Source organism: Nocardia miyunensis NBRC 108239 (assembly GCF_001613065.1).
In the GTDB taxonomy this organism is placed as follows: Bacteria; Actinomycetota; Actinomycetes; order Mycobacteriales; family Mycobacteriaceae; genus Nocardia; species Nocardia miyunensis.
In genome coordinates, this window is sequence record NZ_BDBQ01000086.1 from 1 (window position 1) to 15,913 (window position 15,913).

The following is a 15,913-nucleotide window of genomic DNA, read 5'->3' on the forward strand; positions in this document are numbered from 1 at the left end:
GTTCGGGCAGCACCCCGACGGAGTATTCGTAATGGCTCCTAACCGGTTGGCATGCGGTGATCGACAAGGGCGAGCAAATCGAAATATCATGTGCCGGAGGCTATGTAGGCCGCCGGGATGTAGTTCGGGTGCCGGTCCAGGACCGCCCACACGGTCACCGCAGGATCGGTCGATCACACGGCCCACCGCTGGCGGCAGCGGCATCAGTGCGACCTTGGCGCCCATGCCGACGACCCGCATGATGCGATGCTCGTGTTCTTCGCCGAGATCGGATCCGCAGGCTTCGAAGATCCGCAATCACAGCACCCCGAGCATCCTCGCCGACGCGAATCGGTGGCGTGGGACGAATCCCGCGCCGCGTGAGCATCGCGACGAACTGGAGATGCGAAAGCCTCGGCGTCGGTGACTCGTTCGATACCCGTGGTCGGCGTACATACTCCGCAGGCGAGTGCTCCGGAACACCGTCGATGACGGCATGAGCGGACACTCAGTTATTGGTGAACAAGCGAGCGCGTGCGGCCGTCAGCGCCACTGCCGCAGCCGCGTCGGCGGTGCTGTCGTCGACTGGCTCGCCGGTGATCAAGACGCGGAAATAGATCGGCGCCACAAGCGTTTTCACCATTTCGGCAGGATCCGTGCCGTCGGGAATCTCCCCGCGGGTGATCGCGCGCGTCACCACCGGCAGTGTTTGCCGAATCCGGTCGCGGAAGACGTGTCGAGCGGACAGTGGTGGCGCCGGTAGGCCCGCGGCGGTGGAAACCATCACGGCCAGCACTGCTCGGCCGGAGGCGCTGTTGGCCCATGCGACGAGGCTGCGCGCGAGCGCGCGGAGGTCTTCGTCGACCGAACCGGTGTCGGGGAGGGGGATTTCGGTGGTGACGCTATCGGTCAGAGCCTCGGCGATCAGGGTCTCGCGATCGGGCCATCGCCGGTAGACGGTGGTCTTGTGTACTCCGGTGCGCTGGGCGACGTTGTCGATCGTGAATGCGGCGTAGCCCCGTTCGCTCAGTTCGTCGATGGTTGCCGCGAGCACGGCGGTGCGGACCTTGGGACCACGGCCCAGGGGTGCGGTCGGACTCATTGCAACTCCTAGTTGCGATATCGGCGATGTACGGGCATGCTGACAATATCGCAACTAGGAGTTGCGATAGGAGTGGAGTGTCGATGCTGTCGAAATCCGTTCGGGGAGCCGCGTTGTTGTTCCCCGGTTTGCTCGCCGGTGCGTTCGGATACGGCGCGGTGAACGTGCTGTACGCGTTTCGTGAAGTGCCCCTTGATGTCCGGTTCACCTTCCATACCGCGCTGATGCGGGTCAACGGGCCTGTCATGCAGTCGCTGATGGGTCTGGCGGTGCTGAGCACCGTGCTGCTCGCGGTGCGATCGACGCATCGGCAACGTTGGCTCGCCGCGAGCGCCGCGGTGCTGGTCTTCTCCTCGTTCGTGGTGACCCGATGGGGGAATGTGCCGATCAATCAGCAGATCAAGCGCTGGCGGGTAGGCGCGTTGCCCGCTGACTACACCGAGATCCTGCGTCGCTGGGAATTGTTCCACTTCACCCGAACCGGTTGCGCCCTGATCGCATTCGCTCTGGTGATCACCACCGTGATCGGTTCCGCCGCCGATCGCCGCGCCGGTGCTCGCATCCACCCTTCCGTGGCACCGGAGTATCGATGACTCGCGCACGGGCCACGCCGGTCACTGGACACACCCTCGATTCACGACGCAAACCGCTGGATCGGCGGCATTACGGCGTGTCCGCATTGTCATGCGACGCTTCGGGTTTCCGGCGCGCTCTCAGGTGTGCGGCTGTTCGAGCAACCGGGTTGCGGAACGATGGACCTTTTCGAGCGCGGTGAGCAGGCATCGGCGTTCGGCTTCGGTGAGATCCGCGGTGATCAGGTTCTCCAGCGATGTCCGGCTGGTTTCGACCTGGTCTCGAAGCTCGTGCCCTTTGTCGGTGAGCCACAGCCGGACGAGCCGGTTGTCGTCGGGGTCACCGCGCCGGGTCAGTAACCCGGTCTCGGTCATGCGGTTGGCCATCTTCACGATGGTCGGCGTGGTGACTTTCAGTGCGGCGGCGACCTCGCCGGGGGTGCGGCCGTCGCGGTCCCAGAGCACGCCGAGCACCAAATCCTGACCCGGATACAGCCCGTAGGGCCGTACGCTGCGCTCGACCAGCGCCCGCAACAGCTTCGATGTGCGGCTGTGCAGGTCGAGGAATGCGGGCATCAAGCCTCCTGAGCTGGAGCGAGACCGTCGTCGGCAGCGCGCTTGTCATTGGGTTGTTAGCCGTCTATCGTTTTTCGATAGACGGCTAACGAATGGAGTTGTGATGATACTTCTCACCGGAGCTACCGGAAACATCGGTCGCGAACTCGTGCACGCCCTTGCCGTGCAGGATGTCGAGTTCCGCATTTTCGTCCGCGATCCACGACGTGCCGAGGGCCTGCCCGAGCGCGCTCGCCGCGTGGTCGGCGACCTGGATGATCCGAACACCTACGCGGCGCTCGACGGTGTCGACCGCCTGTTCCTGCTCGTCCCAGGGATCGGCATCGACCACACCCGCGACATGGTCGCCGCAGCGCGCGCGGCCCGGATCGGCCGGATCGTGCTGCTGTCGTCCTACAACGTGATGGGCGATCCGATACCCGCGATGGGGCGCTGGCACCACGAACGCGAGACCATCGTGAGAGCCGCGGGCATCCCGTACACGATCCTGCGGCCGGGCGGCTTGATGACCAACGCCCTGGAGTGGGCGCCGGTCATCCGTGCCGGAGGTGTTGTGGACGACCCCACCGGTCCCGGCCGATACGCGCCGGTCGATCCAGCCGATATCGCCGCGGTCGCCGCCATGACTCTCACCGAGAACGGCCATGACGGCAAGGAGTACTACCTCACCGGTGACGAGACGTTCACCATCGCCGAGCAAATCGCGGTCATCGCGGCCGCGATCGGCCGCGACATCGACGTGCGCGAGGCCGCCACCCCCGAGCAGGCCGTCGCGTCCCGATATCCCCACGGCGCACCCCCGGCCCTCGCCGCCGCCATCCTCGAAGGCTTCACCCTCATGCGCCAGGACACCACCGGATTTCGCACCGACACCATCGAACGCCTGCTCGGTCGCCGCCCCCGAAACTTCACCGACTGGTGCGCACGCAACATCGACGCATTCCGTACGGATCAGGCCGTCTACAATTCATGACGCCCGACTCCGTATGTGGGGAGCATCCGGTACTGCGGACACCCCAATAACTGTGGATGCCATAGTGATTCGCTAGGCATCGCATCGAAGCGTCCAGCCGCCCGGGAGTCGATGATCTCGACTCGAGTGAGACAGGGTGTGCGATGCGCGATCCTATCGCAGCGCATCGGAATGCTCTGGCGCACAACCGGACTGATCGCAGACCGCACCGCAGGCACATCGCCCCTTCCGGCCACCGGGACCACCTGCTCGTCTTACAATGCGCCCTTCGGGTACGCCTCAACCCGGTGACGCTGCCGCCAGCTCGGCACAGAGCGCATCCAGTTGGGATGCAGGGATTCGAGGCGCGTCCGGAGAATCGGCGTTGTGCCACGGCACATCTCGTGCGGTGTCGGCGGGGCGGGTGAAGACGTGCTGGTGCAGGTGGACACCGGCTGCGCTCAGGCCCGCCACGAAGGTGAAGACATGGGCGGGTTCGAGAACTCGGCGCAGGGCGCCGATCGACGAGCGGACGGCGCGCGCGAACGCTACTGTCTCAGCGTCGTCGAGCAGATCGAGGCTCGCAACGTGACGGCGAGGCTCGACGAACAGGTAACCCGGCCGGACCCACTCGCCATGGCCGGGCCGGTGGGTCACCACCACGAGGTCGTCGGCATGGATCACCGGGCTCACCAGTGGTCCGGTCCCATTGTGTTTGTCGCAGATCATGCACCCCCACATGCGGGGGGACGATACCGCTGCTCCGGCAGTTGGTGTGCAGGCGCATCTCGAACTCTCGATTCGGCGCAGGGTCAGTTCCGGCCGGAGGTGATGTAGTAGTACATGGGGTCGACCATGTCGAGTAGGTGTTCGATTTCGTTGTCGGTGAGACGGTTTCGGCGGGTGATCGTGATCAGCACGAGGTCGTTGATGGCTTGGGCGATGGTGTCGAATTCGCTGCTCGGCGGTGTGCCGGCGGTGTGCTCCGGCGGGTTCGCTTGCCGCAGTTCGATACCGGCGTCGACTGCCAGGGTGCGGAGGATGCCGGTGGCTCCGCGTGGGCTCGCAGCGGCGGCGGTGTGGTCGTAGAACTGGGCAGCGGCTTGGATCAGCGCGGCGGGATGCGGATGGATCAGCGGGTTCCTCGTTCGTGCTGGATCCGCGGTGTCGGCCGGACTGTTCACCGCTCCGTCGAGGGGAGCGAGGGATTGCGCTTTCGCCACCAGATAGCGCGCGACCAGAATGTCACGGATGGCACCGTATTCGGCGGTTCGGAGCAGGTCGATGGCCGCCTGCTCGTAGGCTTCGACGATCGACCGGATCCGGCCGGATTCGTCGGCCGGGCCGATCCGGTCGAGCTGGCGGGCCAGATCATCCAGACGCAGTAGGGCACGGACGTTGCCTTCGTGGCGATGGCTTTCGCTGGTTGTCGTGGGAAAGCATGCCAGCAACTTTCGTGTCGTGTCCGCCATGCTGTCACCGAAGATCGTGGCGTGCAGTTCGTGGTATTCGGGATGGGTGGCGTAGGCCATGTCGATTCGGTGCAGTCCGACGATGATGTCGGCGAGTTCCTCGGCTCGCAGCGTGTCGCGAGGGTCCAGGATACGAGCTGGATCAGGTCCGCACAGCTCGATCACGGTGGCGGCGATCGCTCGATGCGATCGCATTTCGCGGTCGGGGTCTTCTTCGCTGAGGGCGCGGGCGTGTTCGGCGTGGAAATGTGCCAGTTCGCGGCGCACCTGCCAGCCGAGGGTGTCGGCGAAGGCCATTTCGGTTTCTTTGATGGACCGGATCCGGCTGAGCCCGGTGGGCTCGTAATCGGTCTTTCTGCACAGTGCCGTTTCGGCGGCAGCGGCGGTCCGGGTGCAGCGTATCCCCATCATGCAATCCAGGCGCGCCGTGGAGTCGACCAGGCCGATGCCCCGGCGCGCCCAGTCGCGAGCCGCGATGACCGTTCGGCGCTCGCCGCGGCGTCGGCGTTGTAGGTGGCGTTCGGCTAGTTCGGCCGCCCAGAACAGCATGTCGGACTGCTCGTTTCGCGCCGATGCGGCGTCGAACTCTTCCGCCAGGCGAGCGATGTCGTATTGCCGCGCCGAGAATCGCGCCTCCAGCCGCTGCGCGTCGACACCGTTCCGGCTGGTATCGGCATGTTCGTCGCGCGCCGCCAACGCGGCAATCGGATCGGGAACCTGCCGATTGTCGGCAGTCAGGTTCTCGACGACGGCGGCAGCGAGCGCTTGGACGGACTTGAAGTGCTTCCACATGGTGGCCTTGGGAATCGGGCCCTCGGTGCCGTCGCGTCGAATGTATCCACTTGCGGCAGCGCACACGTCGGCGATGGTGAGCCGTTCGATCGAGTGGCCCGGGCGGGACGTGTTGATTCGTTCCATCATCACCTGCTCGGCTGCGGCGATGATCATCGCTTTGGTGTTTTCTTCGATCGCTCGGCCGGCTCGCGCTTGGTAGCTCGGCGCATCGCGATGCATTGCAGTAGACGCCACAGCATCGAGTTTATTGCAGTACATATAGTTGTGTACTCGTCTATTCCGACTAGGGTCGGCTCTCGAGGCGAAACCGGTCGCATGGCCGGTCCGAGGGAGGACGTATCCGTGGAAACGACGACCGCCGCGAAACTGGCTCTGCTGCAACAGAATCTCGCGGCGACACGCGAGCCGACAGGGGCGGCGGGCATCGCCAAACGCGCAGCCAAAGGCATCCCCAGTCCCCGCGAGCGCATCGAAATGCTCGTGGACCCAGGCAGTTTCATCGAATTCGGTGCGTTGGTGCGCCAACCGGGACGTGCTGATGCTCTCTACGGCGACGGGGTGGTCACCGGGCGGGCCGCGGTCGAAGGGCGTCCGGTAGTGGTGGTTTCGCACGATCAGACGGTCTACGGCGGGTCGATCGGGGAGATGTTCGGGCGGAAGGTTGCCGCGGCGATGGACTTGGCGGCCGACGTCGGCTGCCCTTTCGTCGCGATCAATGATTCCGGTGGTGCCCGGGTACAGGACACCGCGACCTCGCTCGCCTGGTACGCGGCCTTGAGCCGACGGCAGCTACGCATGTCCGGTGTGGTGCCCCAGGTGTCGCTGATGCTGGGCAAATGCGCTGCGGGAGCGGTCTATTCACCGATCAACACCGATGTGCTGATCGCGACCGAATCCGCCTACATGTTCGTGACCGGCCCCGACATCATCCGCGAGACCACAGGCGAAGAGCTCAGCCTCGAAGAGCTCGGTGGCGCGTTCAACCAAGCCCAGAACGGCAACATCCACCACATCGCCACCGACGAACGCGCAGCATTCGACTGGGCGCGCAACTATCTGAGCTTCATGCCGTCGAACTGCTTCGACCGGTCACCCGTCGTGAATCCGGGCCTCGAGCCCGGCCTCACCGACAGCGACCGGGAGTTGGACACGATCATCCCCGATTCCGACCGGGCCGGGTACGACATGTACGACGTCCTGGCCAGGATCTTCGACGACGGCGACTTTCACGAAGTCGGCGCTGCCGCCGCCCGCAACATGATCACCGGCTTCGCTCGGGTCGACGGCCGCAGCGTCGGTGTGGTCGCCAATCAGCCGCTGGTGGCCAGCGGTGCGATCGATGCTCGCTGCTCGGACAAGGCGGCGCACTTCATCCGGCTCTGCGACGCATTCGACCTCCCGCTGATCTTCGTCGTCGACACCCCGGGTGTGCTGCCCGGCGTCGAGGAGGAGAAGATCGGCGTCATCAAACGAGGCGGTCGCTTCTTCTACGCCGTCGTCGAGGCCACCGTGCCGATCGTCACCGTCATCGTGCGCAAAGCCTACGGTGGCGCCTACGCCGTCATGGGATCCAAACAACTCGGCGGCGACGTCAATCTGGCCTGGCCCACGGCGCGCATCGCCGTTATGGGCGCCGAGGCCGCCGTCAGTCTGACCCAACGCCGCCAGCTCGCAGCCGTACCGGATGACGAGCGACCCGCCCTGCGCCAGCAGATGATCGACTTCTACAACGCCACCATGGCAACCCCGTGGACGGCCGCCGAACGCGGCTACATCGACGCGGTCATCGAACCAGCCCACACCCGACTGGAAATCCGGAAAGCACTGCGCCTGCTGCGTGATAAAACCATCCGGCACGGCCCCCGCAAACATCACCTCATGCCGCTCTGACACCCGAGACGCCCGGCACCGCTTCACCCCGGTCGCGGTCGCGGTCAGCGAGCGGCAACTCCAGGTCGTCCCGTTGACGCTCGGTCCGCTGCCGGTCCACGCTGCGGCGTCGGTCGGCAACCACAGGGCGATGACCGGATCTGCCGCCGCCGCATGTCCGTACGGACCGCCACAGGTCATGGGATAGCCTGCGCCACAGCAAATCTCGGCCTACCTACCGCGCCGCGTGTCGATACAGGACGGCCGCCGACGGGCGCGAGACGGTGAAGGCTACTCGCGCCCGGCGGCGGCCGCATCCGGAAGCCGGTCGGCTCGGACGGGGTTCTCAGGTGTGCGTCAGACCGCTGCGGCGCCTCCCTCCGCGGTCAGCAGGGCCGCCTCGGAGGCGCCGCCGCGGGATGGCGTCCGTCCGGTGCGCAGAGCGATGGCGAGCAGCACTGCCAGGACGGATGGTATGACGCCCACCGCGATGTAGGACAGGCTGTAGGCAGTGTCGGTGTAAACGCTCGGGATATTGCTGACGATCGTCTTACCCCCTTGGTTGGCGATCAGTTGGAAGGGGTGAGCGGCCGCGACCGCGGTGAACACGGCAGTGCCGACGGAGGTGCCGATGGCGCCGAAGACCGCCAGCATGCCGGCGCTGATTCCCTGACGTTCGGCGGGGACGGCGTCCATGAGCAGGTTGGGATTGGCGGCGTAATAGAACCCGAAGGCGATTCCGTACAGCACGCCGATGAACACCTGCTCCTGCCAGGTCGAGTGCCACTTGATCCACAGCGCGCAGGCGATCACCAGGAAGACGCCGCTGGTGATCAGCAGCAGGCGCGCGCCGAAGCGGCGGCACAGCCAGCCGCCGACAATGCCGAAGATCATGCCGAACAGCGCGGTCCACACGGTGATGTGCAGTGCCATCTGCAAGACCGAGAAGCCGTTGGCATAGCTGATGTCGCCCCGGAAGGTGACGAACTTCTCCACCAGTGACGGTGGAACGTGCGCTTGGGCTGCCGCACCTGCCACGACCTGTGCCTCCAACTGCGGAGCCTTCGGCGTCTGGAACATGTACGCGATGATGATGTTCAGCGTGCTGATGGTCAGGGTGATGAGGAATGCCACCGCCATCGGGATCGCGACTGCCCGCGACCGCAGCAGCGACAATTCGATCATCGGCTCGGGCACCCGCAGTTCCCATGCGATGAACGCGGCGAGCAGAACCACACCCACGATGAGGTAGACCAGCGAGGTGGCGCGCACCCAGCCCCAGCTCGACCCCTCGCTGACGTACAGCAGGATCAGGCCGATGGAGCTGCCGAACAGTATCGCCCCGAGAATGTCGAGGCGTTGTTTGACCCGGAACGGTGACTCGGGCACGAAGATCATCACGAGCGGGGTTGTGACCGCGACGTAGATGATGAGGAACCAGAAGACCGACCGCCAGCTGTAGTGGTCGGTCAGTGCGCCGCAGATGATGGGCGTGAGCACCGCGCCGATGCCGAACCCGGTCCCGATGACGCCGATCGCGACGGGGATCCATTTGCGCGGCAGGAGGTCGCGGACGAGGCCGTACTCGACCGCGGTCAGAGCCCAGGACGCGCCGCCCAGGGCACGCCCGACCAGGAACAGCGGCCAGCTCGAGGTGAATACGCACAGCAGGGCGCCGATCAGGAACAGCAAGCCGCACAACAGGGTCAGGCGCTTCTTGCCGATCAGGTCGCCGAGCTTGCCGAGTAGCGCCATGGTGGCGCCGCCCGCGATGCCGACGATCGTGACTGCCCAGGTCACGCCGGCTCCCGCACCGGGGAAGGACGCTGCGAATTTCGGCACGATGATCGAGACCATGCCGAGCTGCATCGGCGCAATCTCCGAGTACAGCACCAGTGCGACGAGGATTGCGACGAGGCGACCCCAGTGTGCGGAGTCGATTCGGCCCGCGTCCTCCGCTGCCGTTGGCTGTGAATGTTGGATGTCGGTTGGTTCAGCCACGATGTGTTACCTGCTAGCTACTTCGATGAGATTCGGGTTCAAGGGTGGATCGGATACTGAAGGCCATGGCTGCCGGGCCGCTTGTGCGCCCCTTCGGCTAGCCATGATGGGCCGCCTGCTCCTTTCTGGCAGGGGCGAGCCGTGGGTGGGATGCTCGAGGTCGGTCGCTTGCGGAGTCAGGCGTCGGCGTATATCTGTGTGCCGGGCGAATTACGGGCTATCGATTCGAGGGAGTGCGGGGCGCCCGGGACGGTGTCGCCCCTGGCTGCGGCGAGTCCGGCGGCGTAGTCGCAGCGGGTGGAGCCGATATCCGCAACGCGATCGCTTCCCGTGTGACGCCGGGCGGTGCCGCGCGGAGCTCTCATCAGTGCGGTGGCCTTTCGGAGGATCGTCCGGCGTACTGGACTGCCGACAGCCGGGTTGGGGTGAGAACCGGCAGGCGGGCGTAGCTCGGGGTGCAACTGTGCGACGCAGACGCTTGCATGGGTGTCTCTCCTAGTCCGCAGTGAGACGGTCTGTCCTGGATTTGCCCGGTGGGCGAACCGATCATAAGGCTTTTGAGAACGGGATTACCGTGAAATGAGAATCTAAGTCCAGGCCTCCAGCTGGGGCGTACAACCACGAGCCCGAGCGGCTGAGCGCACCGCGACCCTTTCATTTTTTAATCGGGACATCTAATATCCCTATTATGAAGATGGGTGAGGGCGTCGAGTGGAGCTTGCACTGTTGTGTGACCCTGGGTTGGTTGCAGGAGCAGGGCCCGGTGTCGATCGCGCGGCTGGCGAGCTGGTTCGACCTGCCGGTGGAATACCTGAAGAAGCGTTTGCAGGCATTGGTCCGCGCCGGGATCTTGACCTCCACCCCGGGGGTGCGGGGCGGTTTGAGCCTGGCTCGCCCGCCCGAGCGGATCACGCTCCTGGAGGTGGTGACGGCCATCGAGGGGGGTGTGGATCCGTTCCGCTGCACCGAGATTCGCCAGCGTGGGATCAGCGGCGCATCGGCGGTCGAAAAGTTCTCCCGCCCGTGCGGTATCGCAGTGGCGATGCGGCGGGCGGAACTCGCATGGCGGCGTGAACTCGCCGCACAGACCATCGCGGATCTGATGGCGGGCGCACCCGCGAGTTCGGTGGCGCGCACCCGGCGGGGATTCGAAAGCATGAACCTCTAGCTGATCGGAGCATTCGCCGGTGATCGCCGCCGTCTGCAAATAAAGAGGACATCTCATGTCCCTAATAGCTGAAAGGAGGACGCAGTGTCCAAGATTCTCGTAGTGGGCGGCGGTTTCGCCGGCGTCTGGAGTGCGGCGAGCGCGGTGCGACTGGTCCGCGCGCACGGTGCCCAACGTGACGTGTCGGTCACCGTTGTCGCACCCGGTGACGACTTGGTGATCCGTCCGCGGCTGTATGAGGCCGACCCGGATCGCATGCGCGTGTCGCTGGATCGAATTCTGGGTCCCGTCGGCGTGCGCCGGATGGCCGCGGTCGTCACCGGCATCGATACCGACCGGCGAACGGTCACCGGCGTCGGGTCCGACGGCCGCGGCATCCAATCCGATTACGACAGACTGATTCTCGCCACCGGGAGCCAGCTGACGCGACCGCGGCTGCCGGGCGCCGAGCTGATGCACGACGTGGATACCTTGCCCGCCGCGGCGGCGCTCGACGCGCACCTGCACCGGCTGCCGGAAATCCCTTCCGGGGAAGGGCGTTTCACCGTGGTCGTCGTCGGCGCCGGCTTCACCGGCCTGGAGATCGCCACCGAACTGGTGGACCGGCTTCGGCCGATCGCCGAGAGCGCGCCGGGCGAGGGCAGCCGAATCGTGCTGGTCGAGCGGAACGACGAGATCGGACCCGAACTCGGTCCTGGCCCCCGCCCGCACATTCTGGCGGTTCTCGCGAAACTCGGTGTGGAACAACGGCTCGGAGTGAGCGTCGCCGCCGTGGATCCGCGCGGGGTCACCCTGTCCGACGGCAGCCGGATTGCCGCTGCCACCGTGGTCTGGACCGCCGGAGTGCAGGCCAGCCCACTCACCGCCGACATCCCTGGAACCCGGGATCGGCTGGGGCGCATTCGCGTCGACGATTATCTGCGAGCGCGCGGTGCGCCCGGCGTATACGCCGCCGGCGATACCGCCGCGACGGCCGTCAACGATGACACCAGAGTTCTGCAGTGCTGCCAGCATGCCCTGCAACTGGGCAAATACGCCGGTCACAACGCCGCTGCCGAGGTGCTCGGCCTCCCGCTCGTCCCGTTCGTGGCCGAACCGTACGTCACCTGCCTGGATCTCGGTTCCACCGAAGCCATGTTCAGCAATGGCTGGGACCGTCGGGTGGTCGCCACGGGAGCTGCCGCAAAGGCACGCAAGCGCAGGGTCAACGAGCTGTTCATCTACCCGCCGGTCAACGACCCCGACGAACTGTTGCGCCAGGCCGACTATCGGTTCTCCGTGCGCCAACTCGGCCAGCCGCAGATGGCCTGATTCGGGCGGTCATATTGCGGCAAAGGCGTTCGGAGACAGAGTGATTGGCCCGGCTGGCACCAGCCGGACTCACCCTCGGCTGCCCAGCCCGCCCCACGGCGCTCGACTTCAGTTGTTCGGGACGTCGAGAGTCGGCGGGTGTGATCCGCCGGTGATGGTCAGGTCCTCGAACCGCACCGGCATTCGGCACGCCGAGCAGACCGTCCCCACCTCGAGCTGGTCGCCGCATCGGTGGGTGAACTCGACGGTCTGCTCACCGTCGCGACACCAGCGGTCGCCCCACTGCTTCAGGGCCAGCAGGATCGGCATCAGATCACGCCCGGAGTCGGTGAGCAGGTATTCCTCGCGGGGTGGGCGTTCGCTGTATCGGCGACGCTCCACGACGCCCGTGTCGCACAGCATGGACAGCCTGTTCGACAACACGCTGCGTGGTGCGCCCAGCTGTGCGACGAGGTCCACGAAACGGCGGTTTCCGTAGAACAACTCACGCGCGATCTCCAGCGTGTACCGGCCGCCCAGGACGGTCAGGGCATCGGTAACGGAACATTCTCGAGGGGTCGGTTTCAATGATGGACTCACCTTGTTAGAGTAACGACAACACTCAGTCCACATTCCGGACCGACTAGAAGGGATAAGCGTCATGACCACCGCTCAGAGCGTGCATGAGACCAATCGCATTGTCCGGCGTGTGCTGACCGACGGGCAGTACGTCGTCAACCACTCGCTGGTCACCGGCGACAGCGGGCCAACCGCGGTCCGTTTCGATTTGTGGCGTATCGACACCGGCGAGATCGTTGAGCACTGGGCCGACGAGGAACCGTGGGCGCCGGAGACCGCCAACGGTCATACGCAGATCGACGGTGTGCAGGCCATCGACCAGAGCAAGGACACCGAGGCAACCCGCGGGGTCGCCACCGCCACGGTGCAGGCGATCCTCGTGGGCGGGGACGTCTCGAAAGTCGACGAATACCTGGCAGAGTCCTACGTACAGCACAATCCGCGGTTCGCCGACGGTTCCAGCGGGCTACTCGCGGCGCTCGGCGCGCTCGCTGCGCAGGGCATCACGATGAAGTACGACGGGATCGAGCAGGTCGTTGCCGAAGGGGACTTCGCCTACGTCCGCTCGGAGGGTGCGTTCGGCGGGGAGCCCTACATCTTTCACGATCTGTTCCGCGTCGCCGACGGACGCTGCGCCGAACACTGGGACGTGATGGTCCCCCGGCAGTAGCCGCCGACCTTCGACCGATCAAGGAAACCGTGATGGCAACCAACCTGAGTTATGACGTACTGATCGCCGACCCCATCCCGCAAAACGTCGATGCGCTCGTTCCCAACGGGGATCACTACATGTGGTCACCACAATCGACCACCCTGATCTTCGGTGAGCACCAAGCCGTCTTGGTCGATCCGCCCTTCACCACAAAACAGGTGCATGACGTGATCGACTGGGTGCGTTCCAGCGGTAGGAACCTTACGCATATCTACATCACGCACGGACACGGCGACCACTGGTTCACCGCCGGAGTGCTGGCAGATCGATTCCACGCGCGAGTCGTCGCCACCGCGGGGACCATTGAGCTGATGCACCGTGAGGTGGCGAACCGGGAAGCGCTGTGGGACAAACTGTTCCCCGGCCAGATTCCGGCGGCCGAAGTTACCGCGACGCCCCCCGAAGACAACCACATCACGTTGGAGGGGCACTCACTGTGGGCTGTCGAGGTCGGCCACAGCGACACCGACGACACCACGGTGCTGCACGTACCGTCCCTGGACCTGGTCGTAGGTGGCGACGTCATCTACAACGGCGTGCACCAATACCTGGCCGAATCAGCCGGCGGCGGCCTCCGGAAATGGCTCGAGGCGGTCGACGTCGTCGAGTCGCTCGAACCACTGCGGATCGTCGCCGGACACAAGGACAGGAACCTGGACGACGCGGGTCCCCGGGCGATCACGCAAACCAGGGACTACCTGCGCAGCGCTGAAGAACTCCGCGCCGGCTGCGGCACCGCGCGCGAATTCTTCAGCGCGATGAGCGAACGCTATCCCACCAGACTCAACCCCACGGCGCTGTGGATGGGGGCGACCGCACTCTATCGATGAACCAATCAGGGCTTGGCCCAGCATGTTCCACTCGTGCAGCTCGGTCAGCCGCGGATGTACTGATTCGGTTGGTCAGCTCAGCGGGGTCATCCACGGGACTGCGTTGTGGGCGAAGCTCTGTCTGACCGGTACCAGGTTCGCATGATCGTCCAAGGCTGTGATCGTGACGCCTACCAAGCCGGTTTCATCTCCCTTGGACGCGACCGAGGAACCGCACTTCGGGCAGAACCCTCGGCAGATCCGCGGGAAGGTCTCGAACCAGGTCGGTTCCCCACCCGGACCGGTCCACGCGAATCCTTCCTCCTGGAAGGACACCCACGACATCACCGGGGCGCCGGAAAGTTTCTGGCAGTGCTCGCACGAGCACAGGTGAGGGAAGTCCGGGTCGCCGGTCGCGGAGAACCGGATATTGCCGCAGAGACAGCCGCCGTTCACATCGCTCCTTCTTGCTGGAAGCCAGGTCGTTTCATCCGATGTCGCGCGTTGCCGATCAATGACGCCCGACGCTCGGCAAGGCCGTCGCCGTCGCGGCACCGAGCAGGCATGGTCACTCTGTCACAGCGCGACGACGAGTTCGCTTGCGCAGCGCGGAGAAGGGGCCGGAAACGTTATGTGGCCCGGCCGCGAGCGGGGGCGTGTACTGCTCGGTACAGTCGGCGTGACCGACCCGTCGGAAGGAGTCAGGTATGGCAGCGTTGCCGTGGGATCGTAGTCCAGGGCTGCGGGAAGAACTCGCCGATTTCTATCGTGACCTGCACCGGCACCCGGAGTTGTCGTTGCAGGAATTCCGGACCGCGCAACGGGTTGCCGAGGCGCTCGCTCCGCTGAAGTTCGAGGTGACCACCGGGGTCGGCGGTACCGGGGTGGTCGGGGTGCTGCGGAACGGGGACGGGCCGGTGGTGCTGATGCGGGCCGATTTCGACGCGTTGCCGGTGGCGGAGAAGACCGGTCTGCCGTATGCGAGTTCGGTTCGGGCGCAGGATCAATCGGGTGTGGAGGTCCCGGTGATGCACGCCTGCGGTCACGATATGCACGCCACCTGTCTGATCGGTGCGGCCGCACTGCTGGCGAATTCGACCGCCGAGTGGTCGGGGACCGTGGTGGCGGTGTTCCAACCGGCGGAGGAACTGGCCTGCGGCGCGCGAAATATGGTGGCGGACGGGCTGTTCGAGCGATTTCCGAAACCGGACATCGTGCTGGCGCAACACGTCGGCCCGCTACCGGCCGGGATGATCGGCTACGGCAGCGGTCCGGTCATGGCCGGTATGGATGGGGTGCAGGTGACGCTGTATGGCCGCGGCGGGCACGGATCCCGGCCCGAGGCCGCGATCGATACCGTCCTGATGGCCGCGAACGTGGTGACCCGGTTGCAGGGCGTCGTCTCGCGCGAGGTCCCGCCCGCGGCGACCGCGGTGGTGACGGTCGGCCGCCTACAGGCGGGCACCAAGGACAACATCATCCCGGACACCGCCGAACTCGGCATCAATATCCGCACCTATGACGAGAAGATCCGCGCCCTGGTCCGCGCCGCCATCGAACGCATCGTGCGCGCGGAGGCCACGGCGTCGGGAGCCGAGCGCGAACCGGACTTCGACTGGAATATCAGCGCCCCCGTCCTGGTGAACGACCCGGATGCGACCACCGCGACGGTCGCGGCCCTCACCGAACATTTCGGCGAACAGCGCATACTGCCCATACCCCAGGTGAATGCCAGCGAGGATGCGGGCGTCCTCGGTGAGTCCGCGGGCGTGCCGAGCGTCTATTGGTTCTGGGGCGGAATAAATTACGCGGGCCGAGATCTGGATCAGGTACCCGCCAACCACTCACCCGAATTCGCCCCGGAGATCGAGCCCACCCTCACCACGGGAGTCGAGGCGCTGGTGGTGGCAGCTCGTAGGTGGCTGGAGCACACTGCCTGAACGGGGTTGCGTCTTCCCGTCGCTCAGCCGACGTGCCTGGGAGTTGACGCGCTGGAAACTCCAGCGCGGCGGGATTGGATACAGCTCGTGAACAGGT

At 65.6% G+C, this 15,913-nt stretch carries 15 protein-coding genes; 8 read left to right on the top strand and 7 right to left on the bottom strand.

Annotated features, from left to right (window positions below; translation table 11 throughout):
- Positions 1-487 precede the first annotated feature (487 nt).
- On the bottom strand, positions 488-1,081 hold the full coding sequence (locus tag NM2_RS34255) for a TetR/AcrR family transcriptional regulator (protein ID WP_067677663.1): 594 nt from the start codon (positions 1,079-1,081) through the stop codon (positions 488-490).
- 83 nt (positions 1,082-1,164) lie between these two features.
- Between NM2_RS34255 and NM2_RS34260 the strand changes: the two genes are divergently transcribed.
- Positions 1,165-1,674, top strand: coding sequence for an anthrone oxygenase family protein (locus tag NM2_RS34260; RefSeq protein ID WP_067677842.1), 510 nt, complete (start codon positions 1,165-1,167; stop codon positions 1,672-1,674).
- Positions 1,675-1,794: 120 nt separating this feature from the next.
- Here NM2_RS34260 and NM2_RS34265 read toward each other — a convergent pair whose 3' ends face one another.
- Positions 1,795-2,229: a MarR family winged helix-turn-helix transcriptional regulator gene (locus NM2_RS34265; protein ID WP_067677666.1), complete on the bottom strand. Its 435-nt coding sequence runs from the start codon at positions 2,227-2,229 to the stop codon at positions 1,795-1,797.
- Positions 2,230-2,332: 103 nt separating this feature from the next.
- Here NM2_RS34265 and NM2_RS34270 point away from each other — a divergent pair, with 103 nt between their 5' ends.
- Positions 2,333-3,202 (top strand): SDR family oxidoreductase, encoded by an 870-nt coding sequence (locus NM2_RS34270; RefSeq protein WP_067677668.1) that lies wholly within the window; start codon positions 2,333-2,335, stop codon positions 3,200-3,202.
- Between the two features lie 279 nt (positions 3,203-3,481).
- Here NM2_RS34270 and NM2_RS34275 read toward each other — a convergent pair whose 3' ends face one another.
- Together NM2_RS34275 and NM2_RS34280 are read right to left on the bottom strand one after the other, a co-directional pair.
- Positions 3,482-3,874, bottom strand: a complete 393-nt coding sequence (locus NM2_RS34275) for an HIT family protein (RefSeq protein WP_067677845.1) — start codon at positions 3,872-3,874, stop codon at positions 3,482-3,484.
- Between the two features lie 119 nt (positions 3,875-3,993).
- Positions 3,994-5,601 (bottom strand): hypothetical protein, encoded by a 1,608-nt coding sequence (locus tag NM2_RS34280; RefSeq protein ID WP_157121488.1) that lies wholly within the window; start codon positions 5,599-5,601, stop codon positions 3,994-3,996.
- Between the two features lie 189 nt (positions 5,602-5,790).
- On the opposite strand from NM2_RS34280, the gene NM2_RS34285 reads away from it, so the two are divergent.
- Entirely contained in the window at positions 5,791-7,338 is a 1,548-nt protein-coding gene (locus NM2_RS34285; RefSeq protein ID WP_067677848.1) for an acyl-CoA carboxylase subunit beta, read from the top strand.
- A 336-nt stretch (positions 7,339-7,674) separates the two neighbouring features.
- On the opposite strand, the gene NM2_RS34290 is transcribed toward NM2_RS34285, so the two are convergent.
- Complete coding sequence (locus NM2_RS34290; RefSeq protein ID WP_084531855.1) at positions 7,675-9,318, bottom strand: MFS transporter; 1,644 nt, start codon at positions 9,316-9,318, stop codon at positions 7,675-7,677.
- Between the two features lie 688 nt (positions 9,319-10,006).
- Between NM2_RS34290 and NM2_RS34295 the strand changes: the two genes are divergently transcribed.
- Both NM2_RS34295 and NM2_RS34300 read left to right on the top strand, forming a co-directional pair.
- Positions 10,007-10,486 (top strand): RrF2 family transcriptional regulator, encoded by a 480-nt coding sequence (locus tag NM2_RS34295; protein WP_067677673.1) that lies wholly within the window; start codon positions 10,007-10,009, stop codon positions 10,484-10,486.
- 84 nt (positions 10,487-10,570) lie between these two features.
- The gene (locus NM2_RS34300) at positions 10,571-11,797 is read left to right on the top strand and encodes an NAD(P)/FAD-dependent oxidoreductase (RefSeq protein WP_067677676.1); all 1,227 of its coding nucleotides are present in this window, start codon (positions 10,571-10,573) and stop codon (positions 11,795-11,797) included.
- Between the two features lie 108 nt (positions 11,798-11,905).
- Here the strand turns inward: NM2_RS34300 and NM2_RS34305 are convergent, their stop codons facing one another.
- Complete coding sequence (locus NM2_RS34305) at positions 11,906-12,376, bottom strand: winged helix-turn-helix transcriptional regulator (RefSeq protein ID WP_169816291.1); 471 nt, start codon at positions 12,374-12,376, stop codon at positions 11,906-11,908.
- A gap of 61 nt (positions 12,377-12,437) precedes the next feature.
- Here NM2_RS34305 and NM2_RS34310 point away from each other — a divergent pair, with 61 nt between their 5' ends.
- Complete coding sequence (locus tag NM2_RS34310) at positions 12,438-13,025, top strand: nuclear transport factor 2 family protein (RefSeq protein WP_067677682.1); 588 nt, start codon at positions 12,438-12,440, stop codon at positions 13,023-13,025.
- A 32-nt stretch (positions 13,026-13,057) separates the two neighbouring features.
- Positions 13,058-13,897 carry an MBL fold metallo-hydrolase gene (locus NM2_RS34315; protein WP_067677685.1) on the top strand — a complete coding sequence of 280 codons (840 nt, stop codon included), beginning with the start codon at positions 13,058-13,060 and terminating at the stop codon, positions 13,895-13,897.
- A 72-nt stretch (positions 13,898-13,969) separates the two neighbouring features.
- Here the strand turns inward: NM2_RS34315 and NM2_RS34320 are convergent, their stop codons facing one another.
- On the bottom strand, positions 13,970-14,332 hold the full coding sequence (locus tag NM2_RS34320; RefSeq protein ID WP_067677688.1) for a GFA family protein: 363 nt from the start codon (positions 14,330-14,332) through the stop codon (positions 13,970-13,972).
- Between the two features lie 251 nt (positions 14,333-14,583).
- On the opposite strand from NM2_RS34320, the gene NM2_RS34325 reads away from it, so the two are divergent.
- Positions 14,584-15,816: an amidohydrolase gene (locus NM2_RS34325; RefSeq protein WP_067677691.1), complete on the top strand. Its 1,233-nt coding sequence runs from the start codon at positions 14,584-14,586 to the stop codon at positions 15,814-15,816.
- Positions 15,817-15,913: the final 97 nt, after the last annotated feature.